This window comes from Mycolicibacterium septicum DSM 44393, from assembly GCF_000455325.1.
GTDB classification, from domain to species: Bacteria; Actinomycetota; Actinomycetes; order Mycobacteriales; family Mycobacteriaceae; genus Mycobacterium; species Mycobacterium septicum.
The window spans coordinates 715304-731940 of sequence record NZ_HG322952.1 but is presented as its reverse complement, the minus strand read 5'-3'; the positions used below and the strand labels follow the sequence as shown (position 1 = coordinate 731940).

Sequence of the window (16637 nt, the reverse complement as noted above, 5' to 3'; positions counted from 1 at the left end):
TGGGAAGATTGATCCAGTGAGTCAACCCGCGATCGCCCCACCACCGAAGCGGATACGGACCAGTTCAGATCTGTGGCGGCTGTTGCCTTATCTGTTGCCGTACCGGACCCGCTGGATCGTCATGATCGTGGTCGCGGTGGTCAGCCTGGCCGCGACGGTGGCGATCCCGCTGATGACCAAGGCCGTGATCGACGGTCCGGTGCGCCACCAGGATCCGCACGGGCTGTGGGTACTGGGCTCGGCCGCGGTGGCGGTCGGCATCTCCGAGGCCGTGCTGTGGTTCATCCGGCGCTGGATGGTCGCCCGCGCCACCATGGGCGTCGAGGCCGACATCCGCAAGGATCTCTACGCGCGGCTGCAGATCCTGCCGATGAGCTTCCACAGCCGCTGGCAGTCCGGGCAGCTGCTGTCGCGGGTGATGAACGACCTGTCCACGATCCGCCGGTTCCTGTCCTTCGGGCTGGTGTTCCTGATCCTCAACACCCTGCAGATCGTCGTGGTGACGTCGATCCTGCTGGCGATGTACTGGCCGCTGGGTGTGGTGGTGCTGGTGTCGATCGTGCCGATCACGCTGACCGTGCTGCACTTCGAGCGGGAGTACACCCGGTTGTCGCGGCTGGCGCAGGACCAGACCGGCCACGTCGCAACCCATGTCGAGGAGGCCGCTCTCGGGCTGCGGGTGGTCAAGGCCTTCGGCCGCGAGGACTACGTCTTCGACCGGTTCGACGAGCAGGCCACGCAGCTCTACGAGACGCAGTTCGCCAGGGTGAGTGTGTCGGCGAAGTTCTGGACGCTGCTGGAGGTCATCCCCAACCTCACGCTGATCGTGGTGCTTGGGTTCGGTGCGTACGCGGCGGGCCACGGCCACGTCACGATGGGCACCCTGGTCGCCTTCATCACGATGATGCTGTCGCTGGTGTGGCCGATCGCCTCGTTGGGTTTCCTGCTGTCGATGACCCAGGAGTCGTTCACCGCGGCCAACCGGATCGCCGAGATCTTCGATTCCCCGATCGACATCGCCGACGGCCCGGTGTCGCAGGCGCCGCGCGGCGGGCGGTTGGAGCTGCGGGATGTGGGCTTCAAGTTCCCCGACGGCGAGGACGAATGGGCCCTGCGGCACGTCAACGTGGTGGTGGAGCCGGGGCAGACGCTGGCGCTCGTCGGCGCGACCGGTTCGGGCAAATCGGTGCTGGCCGCGTTGTTCTCGCGGCTCTACGACGTCACCGAAGGCCAGATCCTGATCGACGGCCGCGACATCAGGGAGCTGAGCCTGCCCGTGCTGCGGCAGGCCGTGGCCACCGCGTTCGAGGACCCGACGCTGTTCTCGATGTCGGTGGCCGAGAACCTACGGCTGGGCCGTGCCGATGCCACCGACGAGCAGTTGGGCCAGGCCATCGAGATCGCGGCCGCACAGTTCGCCTACGACCTGCCGTTCGGCCTGGACACCCGGATCGGCGAGCAGGGCATGAGCCTGTCCGGTGGTCAGCGCCAACGTCTTTCGCTGGCCCGCGCGATCCTGGCGGCGCCCAAGATCCTGGTGCTCGACGACACGCTGTCAGCGCTGGACGTGCACACCGAGGCCGTGGTGACGGAGGCCCTCGGGCGCGTCCTGCGCGGGGTGACGGGCATCATCGTCGCGCACCGCGCGTCGACCGTGCTGCTGGCCGACCAGGTCGCCCTGTTGCAGGACGGGACCATCACCCACATCGGTACGCACACCGAATTGCTCACGCGGGTACCGCAATACCGCTACCTGCTGGCCGCCGATGACCAACTCGACGACGCGAGCGAGCGCAGTTGCGAATGGGAGGACGACGAGGAGCTGGGCCGGTTGCAGCGCGGGCAGGCCGAGCGTGCGGCCATCGACGAAGTGGGCGAGCCACCGTATCTCGGGGCGGAGGTGCAACGTCGATGACCACCACACAATGGCGTGGCCGGCTGACCGACGACGAGCAGGATGACTCCGACGGCACCCCCGCCGGCGCGTCCGCACTTCCGATCGACGAGAGCGTGCCCCGGCGCCGCGAGGCCCGGGCGCTGCTCATCTCATTGCTGCGCCCCTACCGCTGGACGGTCGCCGTGCTGGCGCTGGTGGTCGTCGTGGAAAACGCTGCCCGGCTTTCTGTTCCGATCCTGGTGCAGCGCGGTATCGACTGGGGCATCCCACCGATTCTGGAGGGCGGCCCGGCCCGTGAGCTGATGCTGATCGTCGGCACGCTGTGCGTGGTGGTGATCGTGCAGGCGATCAGCCGCATGTTCTTCCTGCGGCGCTCCGGCCGGGTCGGGCAGCGGGTGCTGTTGGAGTTGCGCCGGCGGGTGTTCCGCCATTTCGGCAAGCTCGATGTGGCCTTCCACGACCGGTATACGTCGGGCCGGGTGGTCAGCCGGTCCACCAATGACGTCGAGGCCATCCAGGACATGCTGGAAACCGGTTTCGACAGCCTGATCACCGCGGTGCTGACACTGTTCGGTACCGCGATCCTGCTGGTCGCGCTCGACTGGCGGCTGGGCCTGATGTGCCTGGCGGCGTTCCCGATCCTGGTCGCCCTGGTGTGGTGGTTCCGCAACGAGTCGGGCAAGACCTACCGGCTGGTGCGGGAAAGCGCGGCGCTGGTGATCGTCCAGTTCGTCGAGACCATGACCGGGATCAAGGCCGTGCAGGCCTACCGGCGCGAGCCGCGCAACCAGGAGATCTTCGACGACGTCGCCGACGAGTACCGGGCGATCAACGAGAAGACCTTCAAGCTGCTGGCGATCTTCATGCCCGGCGTCAAGCTGGTCGGCAACCTCACCACGGGCGTGGTGCTGCTCTACGGCGGCTCTCGGGTGCTGCACGGTGAGATGACCATCGGCACGCTGGCCGCGTTCCTGCTGTACCTGCGGATGTTCTTCGAACCGATGCAGGAGATCTCGCAGTTCTTCAACACCTTCCAGTCGGCGTCCTCGGCTCTGGAGAAGCTGGCCGGGGTGCTGGCCCAGCAGCCCGCCATCGCGGAACCCGCGCGGCCCGTCCCGCTGCCGGATTCAGGCGCGGACCCGAAGGGCGACATCGTGTTCCACGATGTGCGGTTCGAGTACGCGCCGGGCCGTCCGGTGTTGCCCGGGCTCGAGCTCTCGGTGCCGGCCGGTCAGACCGTGGCGCTGGTGGGCACCACCGGCGCGGGCAAGACCACCATCGCCAAGTTGATCGCCCGGTTCTACGACCCCACGGCCGGATCGGTGACGCTGGACGGCGTGGATCTGCGCGAGCTCGCCCAGGCGGACCTGCGCCGCCACGTCGTGATGGTCACCCAGGAGAACTTCATGTTCTCCGGGACGGTCGCCGACAACATCCGGTTCGGACGTCCCGGGGCCACCGATGAGCAGGTGCGGGAGGCCGCAGCCGCGGTCGGTGCGGATCGCTTCATCGAGACATTGCCCGACGGGTATGACACCGACGTCGCCAAGCGCGGTGGCCGCCTGTCGGCCGGGCAGCGTCAGCTGGTGGCGTTCGCCCGGGCATTCCTGGCCGATCCGGCGGTCCTGATCCTGGATGAGGCGACGTCCTCACTGGACATTCCGAGCGAACGAATGGTGCAGCGCGCGCTGGAAACCGTGTTGGCCGACCGCACCGCGCTGGTGATCGCACACCGGCTCTCCACGGTGCAGATCGCCGACCGGGTCCTCGTCCTCGAGCACGGTCGCATCATCGAGGACGGCGCACCGGCAGATCTCATCGACCGGGCCGACGGGGCGTATGCGGCGTTGCACCGGGCCTGGGTCGATTCGCTGGCCTGAGCTCCTCTTTATTGCGCGAGCAGACGTGAAAGCACCCTAAATTGTTCGAAACTGGGTACTTTCGTGTCTGCTCGCGCAGCCGTTATCGCTTGGCGGTGAAGCGCAGCGTGGCGTCGTAGCTCTGTGAGCCCGCACCGATGCGCACGATGACGTCCCACTGGCCCGGCACGGACAGGTCTATGTCGGCGCTGTAGTCGTCCGTGCCTGCGGGTGTGGCCTCGACGGTGGGGGCGGCCAGACCCATCTCCGGCAGGCGTGGTTCGAAGCGGACCCACTCCGGTGTCGGGGTTTCGCCTGCGCTTCCCAGGATCTCGATGGTCAGCGGGCCGACTCCCACCTTGGGTGGATCGCCCTTCAAGCGCACCAGGTACGGCCCCGCGGTGGCTTCGGCGACGATCGGTGTCCGCGGTTGCGGCCACAACAGCCACAGCATGCCGCCGCCCACGGCGACCACCATCACCGCGATGCCCAGCCAGCGCAGGCGGTTCACGGTGCTGGCTACAGCTTTTCGATGTCGGGAAGCGCCCAGGTCTTGTCGAACAGGGCGGGTTTCGGGCCGTAGAGCCGGAACAGTACCTCGAACTGGCCATCGGGTTTCGTCGGAATCCAGTTGGACTGCTTGCCTTCTGGGGCGGACGGGCCGAAGTAGACGTCGACGGACCCGTCGGGGTTCGTCACGAGGTCGGGCCGGTGCGAGGAGCGGCTTCCGTGCGGCAGGTCACGGATCAGCGCGTGTGTCGCCCGGTCGTACACCGTGGCCGACCAGTACAGCGAAACCGGCGGGTCGGCGGGTACCCGAAGTCGATAGGTGGCCGCACCGTCGAGCGACTGACCGTCGGCATCGACGATCGTCATCACGTAGAACTGGCCCTGCCCAAGGTGTTTGGCACTGAAGTAGATGAACGAGTACAGCAGGCCGCGATCGTCGACAGGGTAGCTGGCGGGGTCGGCGAATCCGCTCTGCATGCCCTGCACCACCTCTGGGGAGGCGGGCACGGCCCAGTGACTTCCATCGAAATACGGCGGCGTGAAGAACCGTGGATAGTTGGCGTCGAGCCAGTCGTGTGCATCGGCCGCCGCCGCCTCCAGTGCCGGCTTCAACTCGGCGTCGGGTTCGAACGGCTTGCCCTTCTCGATGCCGATCGATTTCAGCACCGAGATCATCACCCGGTCCCGCTGCAACCACGGCTCGCGCTGGACGAACTGGTGAAGCAGTTCGAAGAACCGGATGTCGTACGGGATCGTGCTGTCGTACAACGCACCTGATGCGTCGGCGAAGGCCGTCGGCTCGGCGCCGGACAGCGGGTAGACCTTGATGCGCTTGCCGTACTCGGCCGCCGTGGCGACGTCGGCGTCGTCACTCGACGCGACGTTGGACCGCAGCGCCCCGAACCCCGTGTACGTCGCCGACGGCATCGGGATGTAGCCGTCGGGAACCTCACCGTCGAAGCCCGGCGGCAGGATCAGGTACTTGCCGCCCGCGCCCTTGTCGACCCCGGCGGGCCCGACATCTTCGAGTGCTTCCTGCCAGCCGTTGTCCACCGACCCGGTGATCGAACCACCTTCTGCGGGTGGGATTTCCAGCACGACCGGGCCGGCCTCGGTGTTGTAGAGCGGGAAGAAGTACAGCGTGTCCGGATTCGGGGTCAGCGTCTGGTTCTTCCAGTCCAGCAGCTTCGACCAGAACACCACCTGGTTGTCGCCCGCGCCGACTCCGGCTGCCGCTTCGCGCAGCAGCTCGAAGTTGACGGCGGGCATACCCCAGATCACGGCCTGGACAGCACGGGAACGCACCAACGGGTCCATGCCCAAGACGCTAGTACGTCACCGCACGGTGTCGAAGAACGTCTTCACATCTTCGACGAACAATTCCGGCTGTTCGAAGGCGGCGAAATGTCCGCCGCGCGGCATCGTCGTGAAGTGGGTGACGTTGTAGCCGGTCTCGCACCAGCTGCGCGGGGCGCGCAGGATCTCCAGCGGGAACGACGCGATACCGGTGGGCAGGCTGACATATTCGCCGCCGGCGAAGGTGTTGGCGCTTTCCCAGTACAGCCGGGCCGACGAGGCCGCCGATGCGGTGAGCCAGTAGAGCATGACGTTGTCGAGCATCTCGTCTCTGGACACCACGCTCTCGGGGTTCCCGTCGCAGTCCATCCACGACCAGAACTTCTCCACGATCCACGCCAGCTGACCGACCGGGGAGTCGACGAGCCCGTACCCGACGGTCTGCGGCCGGGTGGACTGCTGCTTCATGTAGCCCGAGTCCCACTTGCGGTAGTACTCGATCCGGGCCAGGGCCGCCTGCAGGTCCTCGGTCATCTCGCCGATGCCCTCGGCCGGCGGCTGCGCGATCGGCATGTTCACGTGGATGCCCACGCACGAGCCCACGTTGCGGCCGATCTGCGTCGTCACCGCGGCGCCCCAGTCGCCGCCCTGCGCGCCGTAGCGGTCATAGCCCAACCGCGTCATCAGGGTGTCCCAGGCCTGCGCGATCTTCCCGATTCCCCACCCTGTCGCGCTCGGCTTGCCGGAGAACCCGTAGCCGGGCAGTGACGGGCACACCACGTCGAATCCGGCCTCGGTCAGCGGTTCGATGACCTTGTGGAACTCGACGATCGACCCGGGCCAGCCGTGGGTGATCAGTAGTGGGAACGCGTCCTCGCGCCCGGATCGCTGGTGGATGAAATGGATGTCCAGGCCGTCGATTTCGGTGGTGAAGTGGTCGAACCGGTTCAGGGCGGCCTCGCGGGCGCGCCAGTCGTACTCGTTGGCCCAGTAGGCCGCCAGATCCTTGGTGTAGTCCAGCGGGATGCCCTGGGTCCAGTCCTCGACGCACTCGGCCTCGGGCCATCGGGTCCGGTTCAGTCGCTGCTTGAGGTCGTGGAGATCGGCGTCGGGAATTGCGATGCGGAAGGGGCTGATCGACTGGTCGCTCGAGGTCATGTAGGCCATCCTGTCGCGCCGAAGCGTCCAGCGGTATCAATATTATGTTGACAACAAAATGTTGAAAAGTCACCCTGGATGCCATGACGAACGAATCGCTGCAGCCGCCCAATCCCAGCCGCGAGCGTGCTCAGCGCGAGTACGCGGGGCTGTTCCGAATCGCGGAGCGTCATGCCGATACCGCCGACAGGCGAGCCCGGAGCAGCAACGCGCACATGGTCGAGCCGCACGAGGCCGTCCGAATCGTCGCGGCATTGGCCGGGGGAACGTTCAGCCCGGAACCCGGCGAGCCCGACATCGATGAGGACGACCTGATGGCCGCGCTCACGCTGATGCCGAAAGTTCGCCTCGACCTGGACGAGCTCGAAGCGCTCCTGCTGTTGGCCGCGCATCGACGCGGATTCACGTGGCAGCGCATCGCGTTCGGCCTGGGGCTGGGCAGTGCGCAGGCCGCCCGGCAGCGCTACGAACGCTTGGTCCGGCGGACCGGCTGAAGGTGCGGTCAGGGAATCTGGCGTAACCGCCGCGCCTTGGAGACCGCCTCGTGACGGTTGCGGGCCCCGAGCTTGGCTGCCGCGCTGCGCAGGTAACTCTTCACGGTTTCCGGCTTGAGTGAAAGTCGCTGGGCTGCTTCGGCATTGGTGCAGCCCAGAGCAACCTGCGCCAGCACGTCGACCTCCCGCGCGGTCAGCGGGGCGCTGGCCGGCGGATCGCCACGCAGGGCGACCGCCAGCCGGTCCGCGAGCTCGCGCAACGGCCCGGCCAGGTCCGGGGTGTCGGCGGCCAGCCGTCGCAGGTCGGCGTGTACCTCGCGGATCTGCTCGGTGTCGGCCGGTTGGTCGGTGAAGTTGGTCAGCGCGGTCTCGCGCATCCGCAGGCGCCGGTCCACCTCGTCGCGGACGCGAAGCTCGTCGCTCAATCGCTGGGCCGAGGCCACCATCGCGGCCGCGGTCCGGTCGCCGATCGGGGCACTGGTGCGGTGCGCTCCGTAGAGCACGGCCCGCGCCGTGCCGTCGACGACCACCGGCACGGCCAGGATCGAGCGGATCCCCTCGGTCAGCACCGGCTCGTCGTAATCGTGGGTGATGGTCGACGAGCGCCGGTAATCGGGCACCGAGATGGGACGGCGGGACGCCACGCTGGCCCCGCCCAGCCCGGCGCGGGGCAGCACCGCGAGCCCGCGCATGGCGCCGGTGCGGGTGCCGAAGAACTCGCTCAACAGCAGGGTGTCGTCGTGCACCTGCCCGCCGAACGCCAGCGGAAGCCCGGTATCGGTGGCCATGCGGCGCAGCTCGGCGCGTACCGCGTCGCCGTCGCGGGGCCGCAATAACCAGGGGCGCATCGTCGGTACACACTTTCGGGGGTAGCGGGCGGGCGAGTGTGACGTAGAGCATAACTGTCATGAATGTCGTCGCGAGCAACACGGACCGCTACCGCGGTGCCCGTGACCAGCTGGTTGCCACCATCGCGGACTACGCCCAGGCGGTCGAGGAATTCGCCTGGCCGCAGATCAGCGGCACCTTCAACTGGGCGGTCGACTGGTTCGACGCCATCGCCAGGGGCAACGACCGCACGGCGCTGTGGATCGTCGAGGAGGACGGTTCCGAACAGCGGGTGACCTTTGCCGAGATGGCGCAGCGCTCCGACCGTGTCGCGGCCTGGCTGCAGGGACTCGGTGTGAGCAAGGGAGACCGGGTTCTGTTGATGCTCGGCAATCAGGTCGAGTTGTGGGAGGCCATGCTGGCCATCGCCAAGCTGGGCGCGGTCATCATGCCGACGACCGGGGCGCTGGGGCCGGCGGACCTGTCCGATCGCATCGCCCGCGGCGGCGCGCGGTTCGTCGTCGCCAACACCGCCGACGCGGTCAAGTTCGCCGAGGTGCCCGGTGACTACGTGCGGATCGCGGTCGGTGAGACGCCGGCGGGCTGGCATCGCTACGCCGACGCGCAGGACGTGGCACCGCAGCGGTTCGAGGCGTGCACCACGGTCGATGACCCGATGCTCATCTACTTCACCTCCGGCACCACGAGCAAGCCGAAGCTGGTCGAGCACTCCCAGGTGAGCTACCCCGTCGGCCACCTGACCACGATGGCCTGGATCGGCGTCAAACCCGGCGACGTGCACCTCGCGATCAGCTCGCCCGGCTGGGCCAAGCACGCCTGGAGTTGTTTCTTCGCACCGTGGATCGCCGAGGCGACGATCTTCGTCTACAACTACGCACGCTTCGATGCGGCGGCCCTGCTCGGTCAGTTGCGGCGGGCCGCGGTCAACACGTTCTGCGCCCCGCCGACGGTGTGGCGCATGCTGATCCAGGCCGACCTGGGGGAGCGGCCCGAGGGGCTGCGCGAGATCCTGGGCGCCGGTGAGCCGCTGAACCCGGATGTGATCGCCCAGGTGGAAAAGGCCTGGGGGCTGACGATTCGTGACGGGTTCGGCCAGACCGAGACCTCGCTGCTGGTCGGCAACACCCCCGGCCAGCCGGTGAAACCGGGATCGATGGGCCGGCCGATGCCGGGCGTCCCGGTGGTGCTGGTGGATCCGATCACGTCGACGCTCGCCGACGAGGGGGAGATCTGCCTGGACCTGGCCGCGCACCCGCGCAACCTGATGACCGGCTATCTCGGTGACCCGCAACGCAATGAGGCCGTGATGGCCGGCGGTTACTACCACACCGGCGACGTCGCCGGTGTGGACGAGGACGGCTACATCACCTACATCGGCCGCACCGACGACGTGTTCAAGTCCAGCGACTACAAGGTGTCGCCGTTCGAGTTGGAGAGCGTGCTGATCGAGCATCCGGCCGTGGTCGAGGCCGCGGTGGTACCGCAACCCGACGACACCCGGCTGTCGGTGCCCAAGGCGTATCTCGCGCTGGCCGATGGCTGGGAAGCCAACGCGGACACGGCGAAAGAGGTCATGGTGTATGCCCGCGACCATCTCGCCCCCTACCTCAAGGTGCGCCGGGTGGAGTTCTTCGACCTGCCCAAGACGATCTCGGGCAAGATCCGCCGCGTCGAGTTGCGTAAGCGTGAGGACGCGGCTCATGAAGCGGGCCAACCTATTTCCACCGAATTCCGATACGAGGATCTTGTGGAATGAACGCAGCGATGAGTTCCTATGACCGTGGCCCCACCGATGTAGCCGTGCTCGAAGAGACCATCGGGGCGAACTTCGAACGCATGGTGGCGGCCGGGCCGGACGCCGACGCGTTGGTCGAGGTGGCCACCGGGCGGCACTGGACCTATGCCGCGCTCGACGACGAGGTCGACGCGGTGGCACGTGGTCTCATGGCCCTGGGCGTGCAGAAGGGCGATCGCGTCGGCATCTGGGCGCCCAACTGTGCCGAATGGGTGATGCTTCAGCTCGCGACGGCCAAGATCGGCGCGATCCTGGTCAACATCAACCCGGCGTACCGCACCCACGAACTGGCTTACGTACTCAAGCAATCCGGCATTCGGACCCTGGTTTCGGCCACCGCGTTCAAGTCCTCCGACTACGTGACGATGGTGGCCGAGGTGCAGGCGGAATGTCCGGCGCTGAAAGACATCATCTTCCTCGGCACCCTGGACTGGGACCGGCTGCACATCGAGCAGGCCGGCGAGGATGAATTGCGGGCACGGACCGGCGAGCTGTCCAACACCGACCCGATCAACATCCAGTACACCTCGGGGACAACAGGATTCCCCAAAGGCGCGACGCTGAGCCATCGCAACATCCTGAACAACGGGTTCTTCGTCGGCGGGCTGATCAATTTCGAGCGCGGCGACCGGGTGTGTATCCCGGTGCCGTTCTACCACTGCTTCGGCATGGTGATGGGCAACCTCGGTGCGTTGACCCACGGGGCGACGATCGTCATCCCCGCACCGGGATTCGATCCCGGCATCACGCTGGCCGCGGTCGAATCCGAGCAGTGCACGGCGCTGTACGGGGTGCCGACGATGTTCATCGCGATGCTCGGGCATCCCGACTTCGCCCAATTCGACCTGTCCTCACTGCGGACCGGGATCATGGCGGGCTCGGTGTGCCCCGTCGAGGTGATGAAGCACGTGGTGGCCGACATGCACATGGCCGAGGTGGCGATCTGTTACGGCATGACCGAGACGTCACCGGTGTCGTGTCAGACGCTGGTCGAAGACGATCTGGAGCGCCGTACCGCCACCATCGGTCGCGCCCATCCGCACATCGAGGTCAAGATCGTCGACCCGGATACCGGCGAGACAGTCGAGCGCGGGGAGCCCGGGGAGTTCTGCACCCGCGGTTACTCGGTCATGCTCGGCTATTGGGATGAGCCTGCGAAAACCGCGGAGGCCATCGACACCGACGGCTGGATGCACACCGGGGATCTGGCGGTGATGCGTGAGGACGGCTACTGCACGGTGGTCGGCCGGATCAAGGACATGGTGATCCGCGGCGGTGAGAACGTCTATCCCCGTGAGATCGAGGAGTTTCTCTATACCCATCCCGACATCGACGACGCCCAGGTGATCGGCGTACCTGACGCCAAGTACGGCGAGGAGGTCTGCGCGTGGGTCCGGATGAAACCGGGCCGTGCGCCGCTGGACGCAGAGGCGCTGCGGGCGTTCGCCTGCGGGAAGCTGGCCCACTACAAGATCCCGCGTTATGTGGTTGTCGTGGAGGAATTCCCGATGACGGTGACCGGAAAGATCCGCAAGGTCGACATGCGGGACGAGAGCGTCAAACTCCTCGGCCTCGGCGACAGCTAGCTTTCAGGTGATCAGCCCCAGCGCTTGATCACGTCACCCACCGGCTTACCGGTGGCCAGTGCCGCCATCATCAGCACCCGCGCCTGGCTCGGCCGTAAGTGGGGGACCATCACCGCGCCGGCCTTGACCATGTCGTCGCCGGGACCGTATTCGGCGATGACCTCCCCGTCCGGGACGCGGCTGGAGATTCCGAATGCCACCCCGGCCGGTGCGTGCCGGCGTACCGCGTCCACCACACCGTCACCGGCGTTGCCGGATCCCAGTGCCTCCACGATGATTCCGCGTGCTCCCGCGGCCACGGCGGCATCGATGGGGCCGGGGCCGTCGCCGGGGTAGGCCGCGACGACGTTGACCCGCGGTGCACTGACCGCGGGCACTTCACCGAGGAACGGCCGCTGCGCGGGGTGGTCCAGCTTGAACGTGTTGTCGGCGACGGACCCGATCGGCGGGGTGCCGCCGAACGCGTGGAGATCCTGGGTGTTCACCTTGTGGGTCCCCAGGGCCTGAAAGACGTCGCCGGCGAACATGATCATCACGCCCTGGTCGCGCGCGGCGGGACTGGACGCCACGGTCAGCGCGTCCCGCAGGTTTGTCGGCCCGTCGGCATCCGGGGCGTCGGAGCTGCGTTGCGCCCCGGTCAGCACTATCGGCGCGGGCCCGTTGTAGGTGACGTCCAGCCACATCGCGGTGTCTTCCATCGTGTCGGTGCCGTGGGTGATCACCACGCCCGAAGCACCGTCGGCCACGGCCTTCTTGGCCGCCGCTCCGATCACATCCCAATCGGCGGGCGTGAGCTGCGAACTGTCCTTCTTCATCACATCCATGACCTGGACGTCGAGCCCGGCCGCCAGATCGGCACCGCTGACCGTCGGTCGGCGCACGCCGTTGGCGTCGGTGCTCGTCGCGATGGTTCCCCCGGTGGTGATCACCACGACGCGGCTCGCTGCCGATTCGCCGTTGGTACCTCCGGCCGTGTCCGTCGTCGTATCAGTCGAGTTCGTGTTGGTCGAACATGCGGCCATCAGCGCGACGGTGAGAAGGAATGTGCCCATCACCAGTGGCGACCGGGTCAGCCGGGCTTTGAAGTGGGTCATAGGGCAGACGCTACGGTGGTGGACGAACACGCACCGGGCTTTTCGCGGCCCATACCCGTTTCGGGCAGCGCGGGCTTGCCATTGCTGCGACGATGGAGCCATGTCGGCCGCGCACGCCTGCAGTGTTCTCGGGCGCCGGACGTGTGCCCTGCTGGCCGTGAGTTCGGCAGGGCTGCACGTGGTGATGCTCGGCGCGACCGCCAACCCGGTGGCCGCCGTGGTGCTCGCGGCGATGATCGTGGGTTGCCTGTACTGCGCGGGTCACCTGTGGCGCAACGGCACCCCCGCAGTCTGGTGCACGATCGCGTTGATGAGCCTGGCGATGATCGCCCTGCACACCCCGATGCCCATGCATCACCACACCGTGGCGGCCACTGCCCCGGCCTCGGCGATGATGACGACGGCGACGCTGCTGGCCCTGCTCGAGGTGATCATCGCCGCGGCGGTGCTGACCTACCGCACCCGGAATCGCTCGGTGATCAGCCCGTCGGTGGGATGAACTGGCTCAGGATCAGCGGCGCGCCCTGCGGGTCCTTGATCAGGGCGGTGTTCGTCCACTCGGTGTCCGAGCTGGAAACCACGGTGGCGCCGAGCTTTTCGGCCAGCGCCGCGGATTCGTCGCGGTTCGCCACGGCGAACACCACCTGCCAGTGCTCGGGCTGCTGCTCGTCGGACAACTGCCCCGTCCAGCCGATCGCGTCGGAGAACCCGGGAGGGGTACCCGGGGTGGCATGACGTTCCTTGATGCCGGGATCGATGGTGGCGGCCAGGTGGTCGCCGTATCCCGGACGTCGGATCATCGCCGCGCCGCCTGCGACATCGAACTCCCAGTTGAACAATGGCCCGTAGAAGGCCTCGGCAGCCTGCGGGTCCGTTGTCTGCAGGTTGCTGAAATTCCAGGCGCCGGGAACGTTGACCAGCTGGGCACCGAGGCGCCGCCGGGGCTGCCACAGCTTGAAGTGCGCGCCCCGGGGATCGGCGCAACCGGCCTGCCGCCCACCGGGTCCCGCGTCGACGGGACCGCTCGTCACGGTCCCGCCGGCAGCGGTCACCGCGGCCGCCGTGGCGTCGGCGTCGGCCACCGTGACATAGGTGTTCCAGGCGATCTCGTCCCCGGTCCGCGCCGACGCGATCGCGGCCACGTCGTGACCGTCCAGCGTGGCGATCAGGTACTTCTCCTCGGCGTCCTCGGGCAGCACGTTCTCGAATGTCCAGCCGAACAGCCGACCGTAAAAGTCTTGGGCGGCAGCCACATCCTGTTGATCGGTGTCCACCCAGCAGGGGACGCCGGGTGGGTAGGTCCTTGACTCGGTCATCTGCCCACCGTCGCACCCGATGCCACCGACCGCGCCGATCTCCGGCGCGGTCGGTGGCACTCAGCTGGTCAGAACCATTGACCGAACTTGCGGATGTAGATGGTCTTCATGGTCTGCGCGACGACGCAGTAGGACACCAACGTCGCGACGAGCCATCCGAAGTACGCCCACGGCAGGGGCTGCAGTCCGACGGCCGCCCCCAGCGGCGAGAACGGGATGAGGATCCCGAGCACGCAGACCGCCCCGGTCGTCAGCAGCACCGGCAGCGCCGCGGTGCTCTGGATGAACGGGATCTTCTGGGTTCGCAACATGTGTACGACCAAGGTCTGCGAGAGCAGGCTTTCGATGAACCAGCCCGACTGGAACAGCGATTGCATCTCGGGTGAGTTGGCCGCGAAGACGTACCACATCACCGCGAAGGTGGTGATGTCGAAGATCGAGGACGTCGGTCCCATCCAGATCATGAAGCGACCGATGTTCCTGGCGTCCCACTTGCGCGGCTTGAGCAGGAATTCCTTGTCCATGCGGTCCCACGGCAGGGCCAGCTGGGAGATGTCGTACAGCAGGTTCTGGATCAGCAGGTGGATCGCCAGCATGGGCAGGAACGGGATGAAGGCGCTCGCCACCAATACGGAGAACACATTCCCGAAGTTCGAACTGGCGGTCATGTTCAGATATTTGATGATGTTGCCGAATGTCTCGCGGCCCTTGATCACGCCCTCTTCGAGCACCATCAGACTCTTCTCGAGCAGGATGATGTCCGCCGATTCCTTGGCGATATCGGTGCCGGTGTCGACGGAGATGCCCACATCCGCATCGCGCAGTGCCGGTGCGTCGTTGATGCCGTCGCCCAGGAAACCGACCGTGTGCCCGTTGGCCTGCAGGGCCCGCAGCACCCGCGACTTCTGCAGCGGCGTCAGCTTCGCGAAAACGGTTCGTTCGTCGACGACGCGCTTCAGCTCGTCGTCGTCGAGGTCGTCGATCTGGGGACCGAGGATGGGCTGCCCGGGGTCGAGTCCCACCTCGTGACAGATCTTGGCGCTGACGACCTCGTTGTCACCGGTGAGGACCTTCACGGTGACGCCGTGTTCGGCGAGTGCCGTGATGGCCGGGGCGGCCGTCTCTTTCGGCGGATCGAGGAAGGTGAGGAAGCCATGGACGACGAGGTCCTTCTCATCCTCGATGCGGTAGCGGTGCGTGCGTTCGATGCGGGGGATCTCCCGGGTGGCCACCAGCAGCACCCGGAATCCTTCGCGGTTGTAGTCGCGCGCGGTTTCGGTCAGCGACTCGCGGTCGGTGTCGGTGAGCGGCCGGCACGTGGTGCCGTCCCACACCTGGGTCGACACAGCGAGCATCTCCTCGACGGCGCCCTTGCAGACCATCAGGTGATTCCGGTCGACGTCTGAGACGACGACGGACAGCCGGCGTCGCTCGAAGTCGAACGGAAGTTCGTCGACCTTGCGGTAGGCGGAGGCGGCGAGCAGCGCCTCGGGGGTGTCCTCGGCGAAGTGCAGGACAGCGCGGTCCATCAGGTTCTTCACTCCGCTCTGGTGAAAGCTGTTGAGCCAGGCCAGGGTGAGCACGTTGTCGTCCCGATCGCCCCGGATGTCCGTGTGATGCTCGAGGATGATCCGGTCCTGGGTGAGCGTGCCGGTCTTGTCGGTGCACAGCACGTCCATCGCGCCGAAGTTCTGGATCGCGTTGAGGCGCTTGACCACGACCTTGCGACGGGACAACGCCACGGCACCCTTGGCGAGATTGGACGACACGATCATCGGCAGCATTTCCGGGGTGAGTCCCACCGCTACTGCGAGCGCGAACAGGAACGCCTCGGGCCAGTCGCCCTTGGTGAAGCCGTTGATCAGCAACACGATCGGCACCATCACCAACATGAAGCGGATCAGCAGCCAGCTCACGCTGTTGACACCCCGGTCGAAGGCGGTCTCCGCGCGTGAGCCTACGATCGCCTTGGCCAGTGACCCGAAATAGGTGTGTATTCCGGTAGATACGACGATCGCGGTGGCCGTGCCGCTCACCACGTTGGTGCCCATGAAGCAGATGCCGGGCAGGTCGAGCGGGCCGGCCTCGTCGTCGGCGGCCACGGTCGCGGATTTCTCCGCCACCGCGCCGAGGGTGTCGTACTTCTCCACCGGCAGGGCCTCGCCGGTCAGCGCCGCCTGGCTGACGAACAGGTCGCGAGAATCAAGCAGGCGGATGTCGGCCGGAATCATGTCGCCTGCCGACAGGTGCACGATGTCGCCGGTGACGATCTGGGCCATCGGGATCTCGACGAGTTCGGGTGTGGCGTCCGGTGCGGCCCGGCGCTTCACCGTCGCGGTGGTCCGGACCATCGCCTTGAGGGTTTCGGCCGCCTTGCCCGAGCGGTACTCCTGCCAGAACCGCAGCAGGGCGCTGAGGATGACCATGGTCACGATGATCAGGACACCGGTGTAGTCCGCGGCCTGGCCGTCGCGCATCGGGAGGTAGATGTCGGTCACCGAGCTGATGGCGGCCAGCACCACGAGTACCGCGATGAACGGGTTCTTGAAGGCCTCGAGGAACTGGAGCAGCGCCGGAGGGGCCTTGTCGTGGGCGACCTCGTTGGGGCCGTCGGCCGCGAGGCGTTCGGCGGCGTCCTCGGTGGTCAGGCCGTCGAGGTGGCCCCCGACGTTCGCCAGCGTGACCTCGACTTCGTTGTGTGCTTCGGCGGCGGCGCGCAGGGACAAGCTGCGGCCGTCGGGCGCGGTTGGTGTCAGGGTGCTCTGGTCGACAGCGGTGTTCAT

Annotated in this window: 13 protein-coding genes; 6 read left to right on the top strand and 7 right to left on the bottom strand. The window is 67.0% G+C overall.

Annotation, left to right across the window (positions count from 1 at the left end):
• Positions 1-16 precede the first annotated feature (16 nt).
• Together TX88_RS23480 and TX88_RS23475 are read left to right on the top strand one after the other, a co-directional pair.
• Positions 17-1915 (top strand): ABC transporter ATP-binding protein, encoded by a 1899-nt coding sequence (locus tag TX88_RS23480; protein ID WP_209447087.1) that lies wholly within the window; start codon positions 17-19, stop codon positions 1913-1915.
• Complete coding sequence (locus TX88_RS23475; RefSeq protein ID WP_044520270.1) at positions 1912-3777, top strand: ABC transporter ATP-binding protein; 1866 nt, start codon at positions 1912-1914, stop codon at positions 3775-3777. The genes TX88_RS23480 and TX88_RS23475 overlap by 4 nt, the downstream gene beginning before the upstream one ends.
• An 82-nt stretch (positions 3778-3859) precedes the next feature.
• On the opposite strand, the gene TX88_RS23470 is transcribed toward TX88_RS23475, so the two are convergent.
• From TX88_RS23470 to TX88_RS23460, 3 genes are read right to left on the bottom strand one after another with little or no spacing between them, the layout of a single operon-like run.
• A complete protein-coding gene (locus TX88_RS23470) occupies positions 3860-4267 on the bottom strand; it encodes a hypothetical protein (RefSeq protein WP_044520265.1) in 408 nt (135 codons plus the stop codon).
• A gap of 8 nt (positions 4268-4275) precedes the next feature.
• Complete coding sequence (locus tag TX88_RS23465; RefSeq protein ID WP_044520261.1) at positions 4276-5583, bottom strand: DUF1254 domain-containing protein; 1308 nt, start codon at positions 5581-5583, stop codon at positions 4276-4278.
• An 18-nt stretch (positions 5584-5601) separates the two neighbouring features.
• Entirely contained in the window at positions 5602-6720 is a 1119-nt protein-coding gene (locus TX88_RS23460; RefSeq protein ID WP_044521806.1) for an epoxide hydrolase family protein, read from the bottom strand.
• 83 nt (positions 6721-6803) lie between these two features.
• Between TX88_RS23460 and TX88_RS23455 the strand changes: the two genes are divergently transcribed.
• Complete coding sequence (locus TX88_RS23455; RefSeq protein ID WP_044520257.1) at positions 6804-7214, top strand: hypothetical protein; 411 nt, start codon at positions 6804-6806, stop codon at positions 7212-7214.
• Positions 7215-7222: 8 nt separating this feature from the next.
• Here TX88_RS23455 and TX88_RS23450 read toward each other — a convergent pair whose 3' ends face one another.
• Positions 7223-8062 (bottom strand): LuxR C-terminal-related transcriptional regulator, encoded by an 840-nt coding sequence (locus TX88_RS23450; RefSeq protein WP_044520256.1) that lies wholly within the window; start codon positions 8060-8062, stop codon positions 7223-7225.
• A gap of 59 nt (positions 8063-8121) precedes the next feature.
• Between TX88_RS23450 and TX88_RS23445 the strand changes: the two genes are divergently transcribed.
• Entirely contained in the window at positions 8122-9819 is a 1698-nt protein-coding gene (locus tag TX88_RS23445) for an AMP-binding protein (protein ID WP_044520255.1), read from the top strand.
• Positions 9820-9827: 8 nt separating this feature from the next.
• A complete protein-coding gene (locus TX88_RS23440) occupies positions 9828-11444 on the top strand; it encodes an AMP-binding protein (RefSeq protein WP_044521800.1) in 1617 nt (538 codons plus the stop codon).
• A gap of 11 nt (positions 11445-11455) precedes the next feature.
• On the opposite strand, the gene TX88_RS23435 is transcribed toward TX88_RS23440, so the two are convergent.
• Entirely contained in the window at positions 11456-12538 is a 1083-nt protein-coding gene (locus TX88_RS23435) for an asparaginase (RefSeq protein WP_110918139.1), read from the bottom strand.
• Between the two features lie 100 nt (positions 12539-12638).
• Here TX88_RS23435 and TX88_RS23430 point away from each other — a divergent pair, with 100 nt between their 5' ends.
• Positions 12639-13037, top strand: coding sequence for a hypothetical protein (locus TX88_RS23430; protein ID WP_044520254.1), 399 nt, complete (start codon positions 12639-12641; stop codon positions 13035-13037).
• On the opposite strand, the gene TX88_RS23425 is transcribed toward TX88_RS23430, so the two are convergent.
• Positions 13018-13854 carry a VOC family protein gene (locus tag TX88_RS23425; protein WP_044521796.1) on the bottom strand — a complete coding sequence of 279 codons (837 nt, stop codon included), beginning with the start codon at positions 13852-13854 and terminating at the stop codon, positions 13018-13020. The two genes, TX88_RS23430 and TX88_RS23425, sit on opposite strands and share 20 nt — an antisense overlap.
• A 68-nt stretch (positions 13855-13922) precedes the next feature.
• Positions 13923-16637 carry a magnesium-translocating P-type ATPase gene (mgtA, locus tag TX88_RS23420; protein WP_044520253.1) on the bottom strand — a complete coding sequence of 905 codons (2715 nt, stop codon included), beginning with the start codon at positions 16635-16637 and terminating at the stop codon, positions 13923-13925.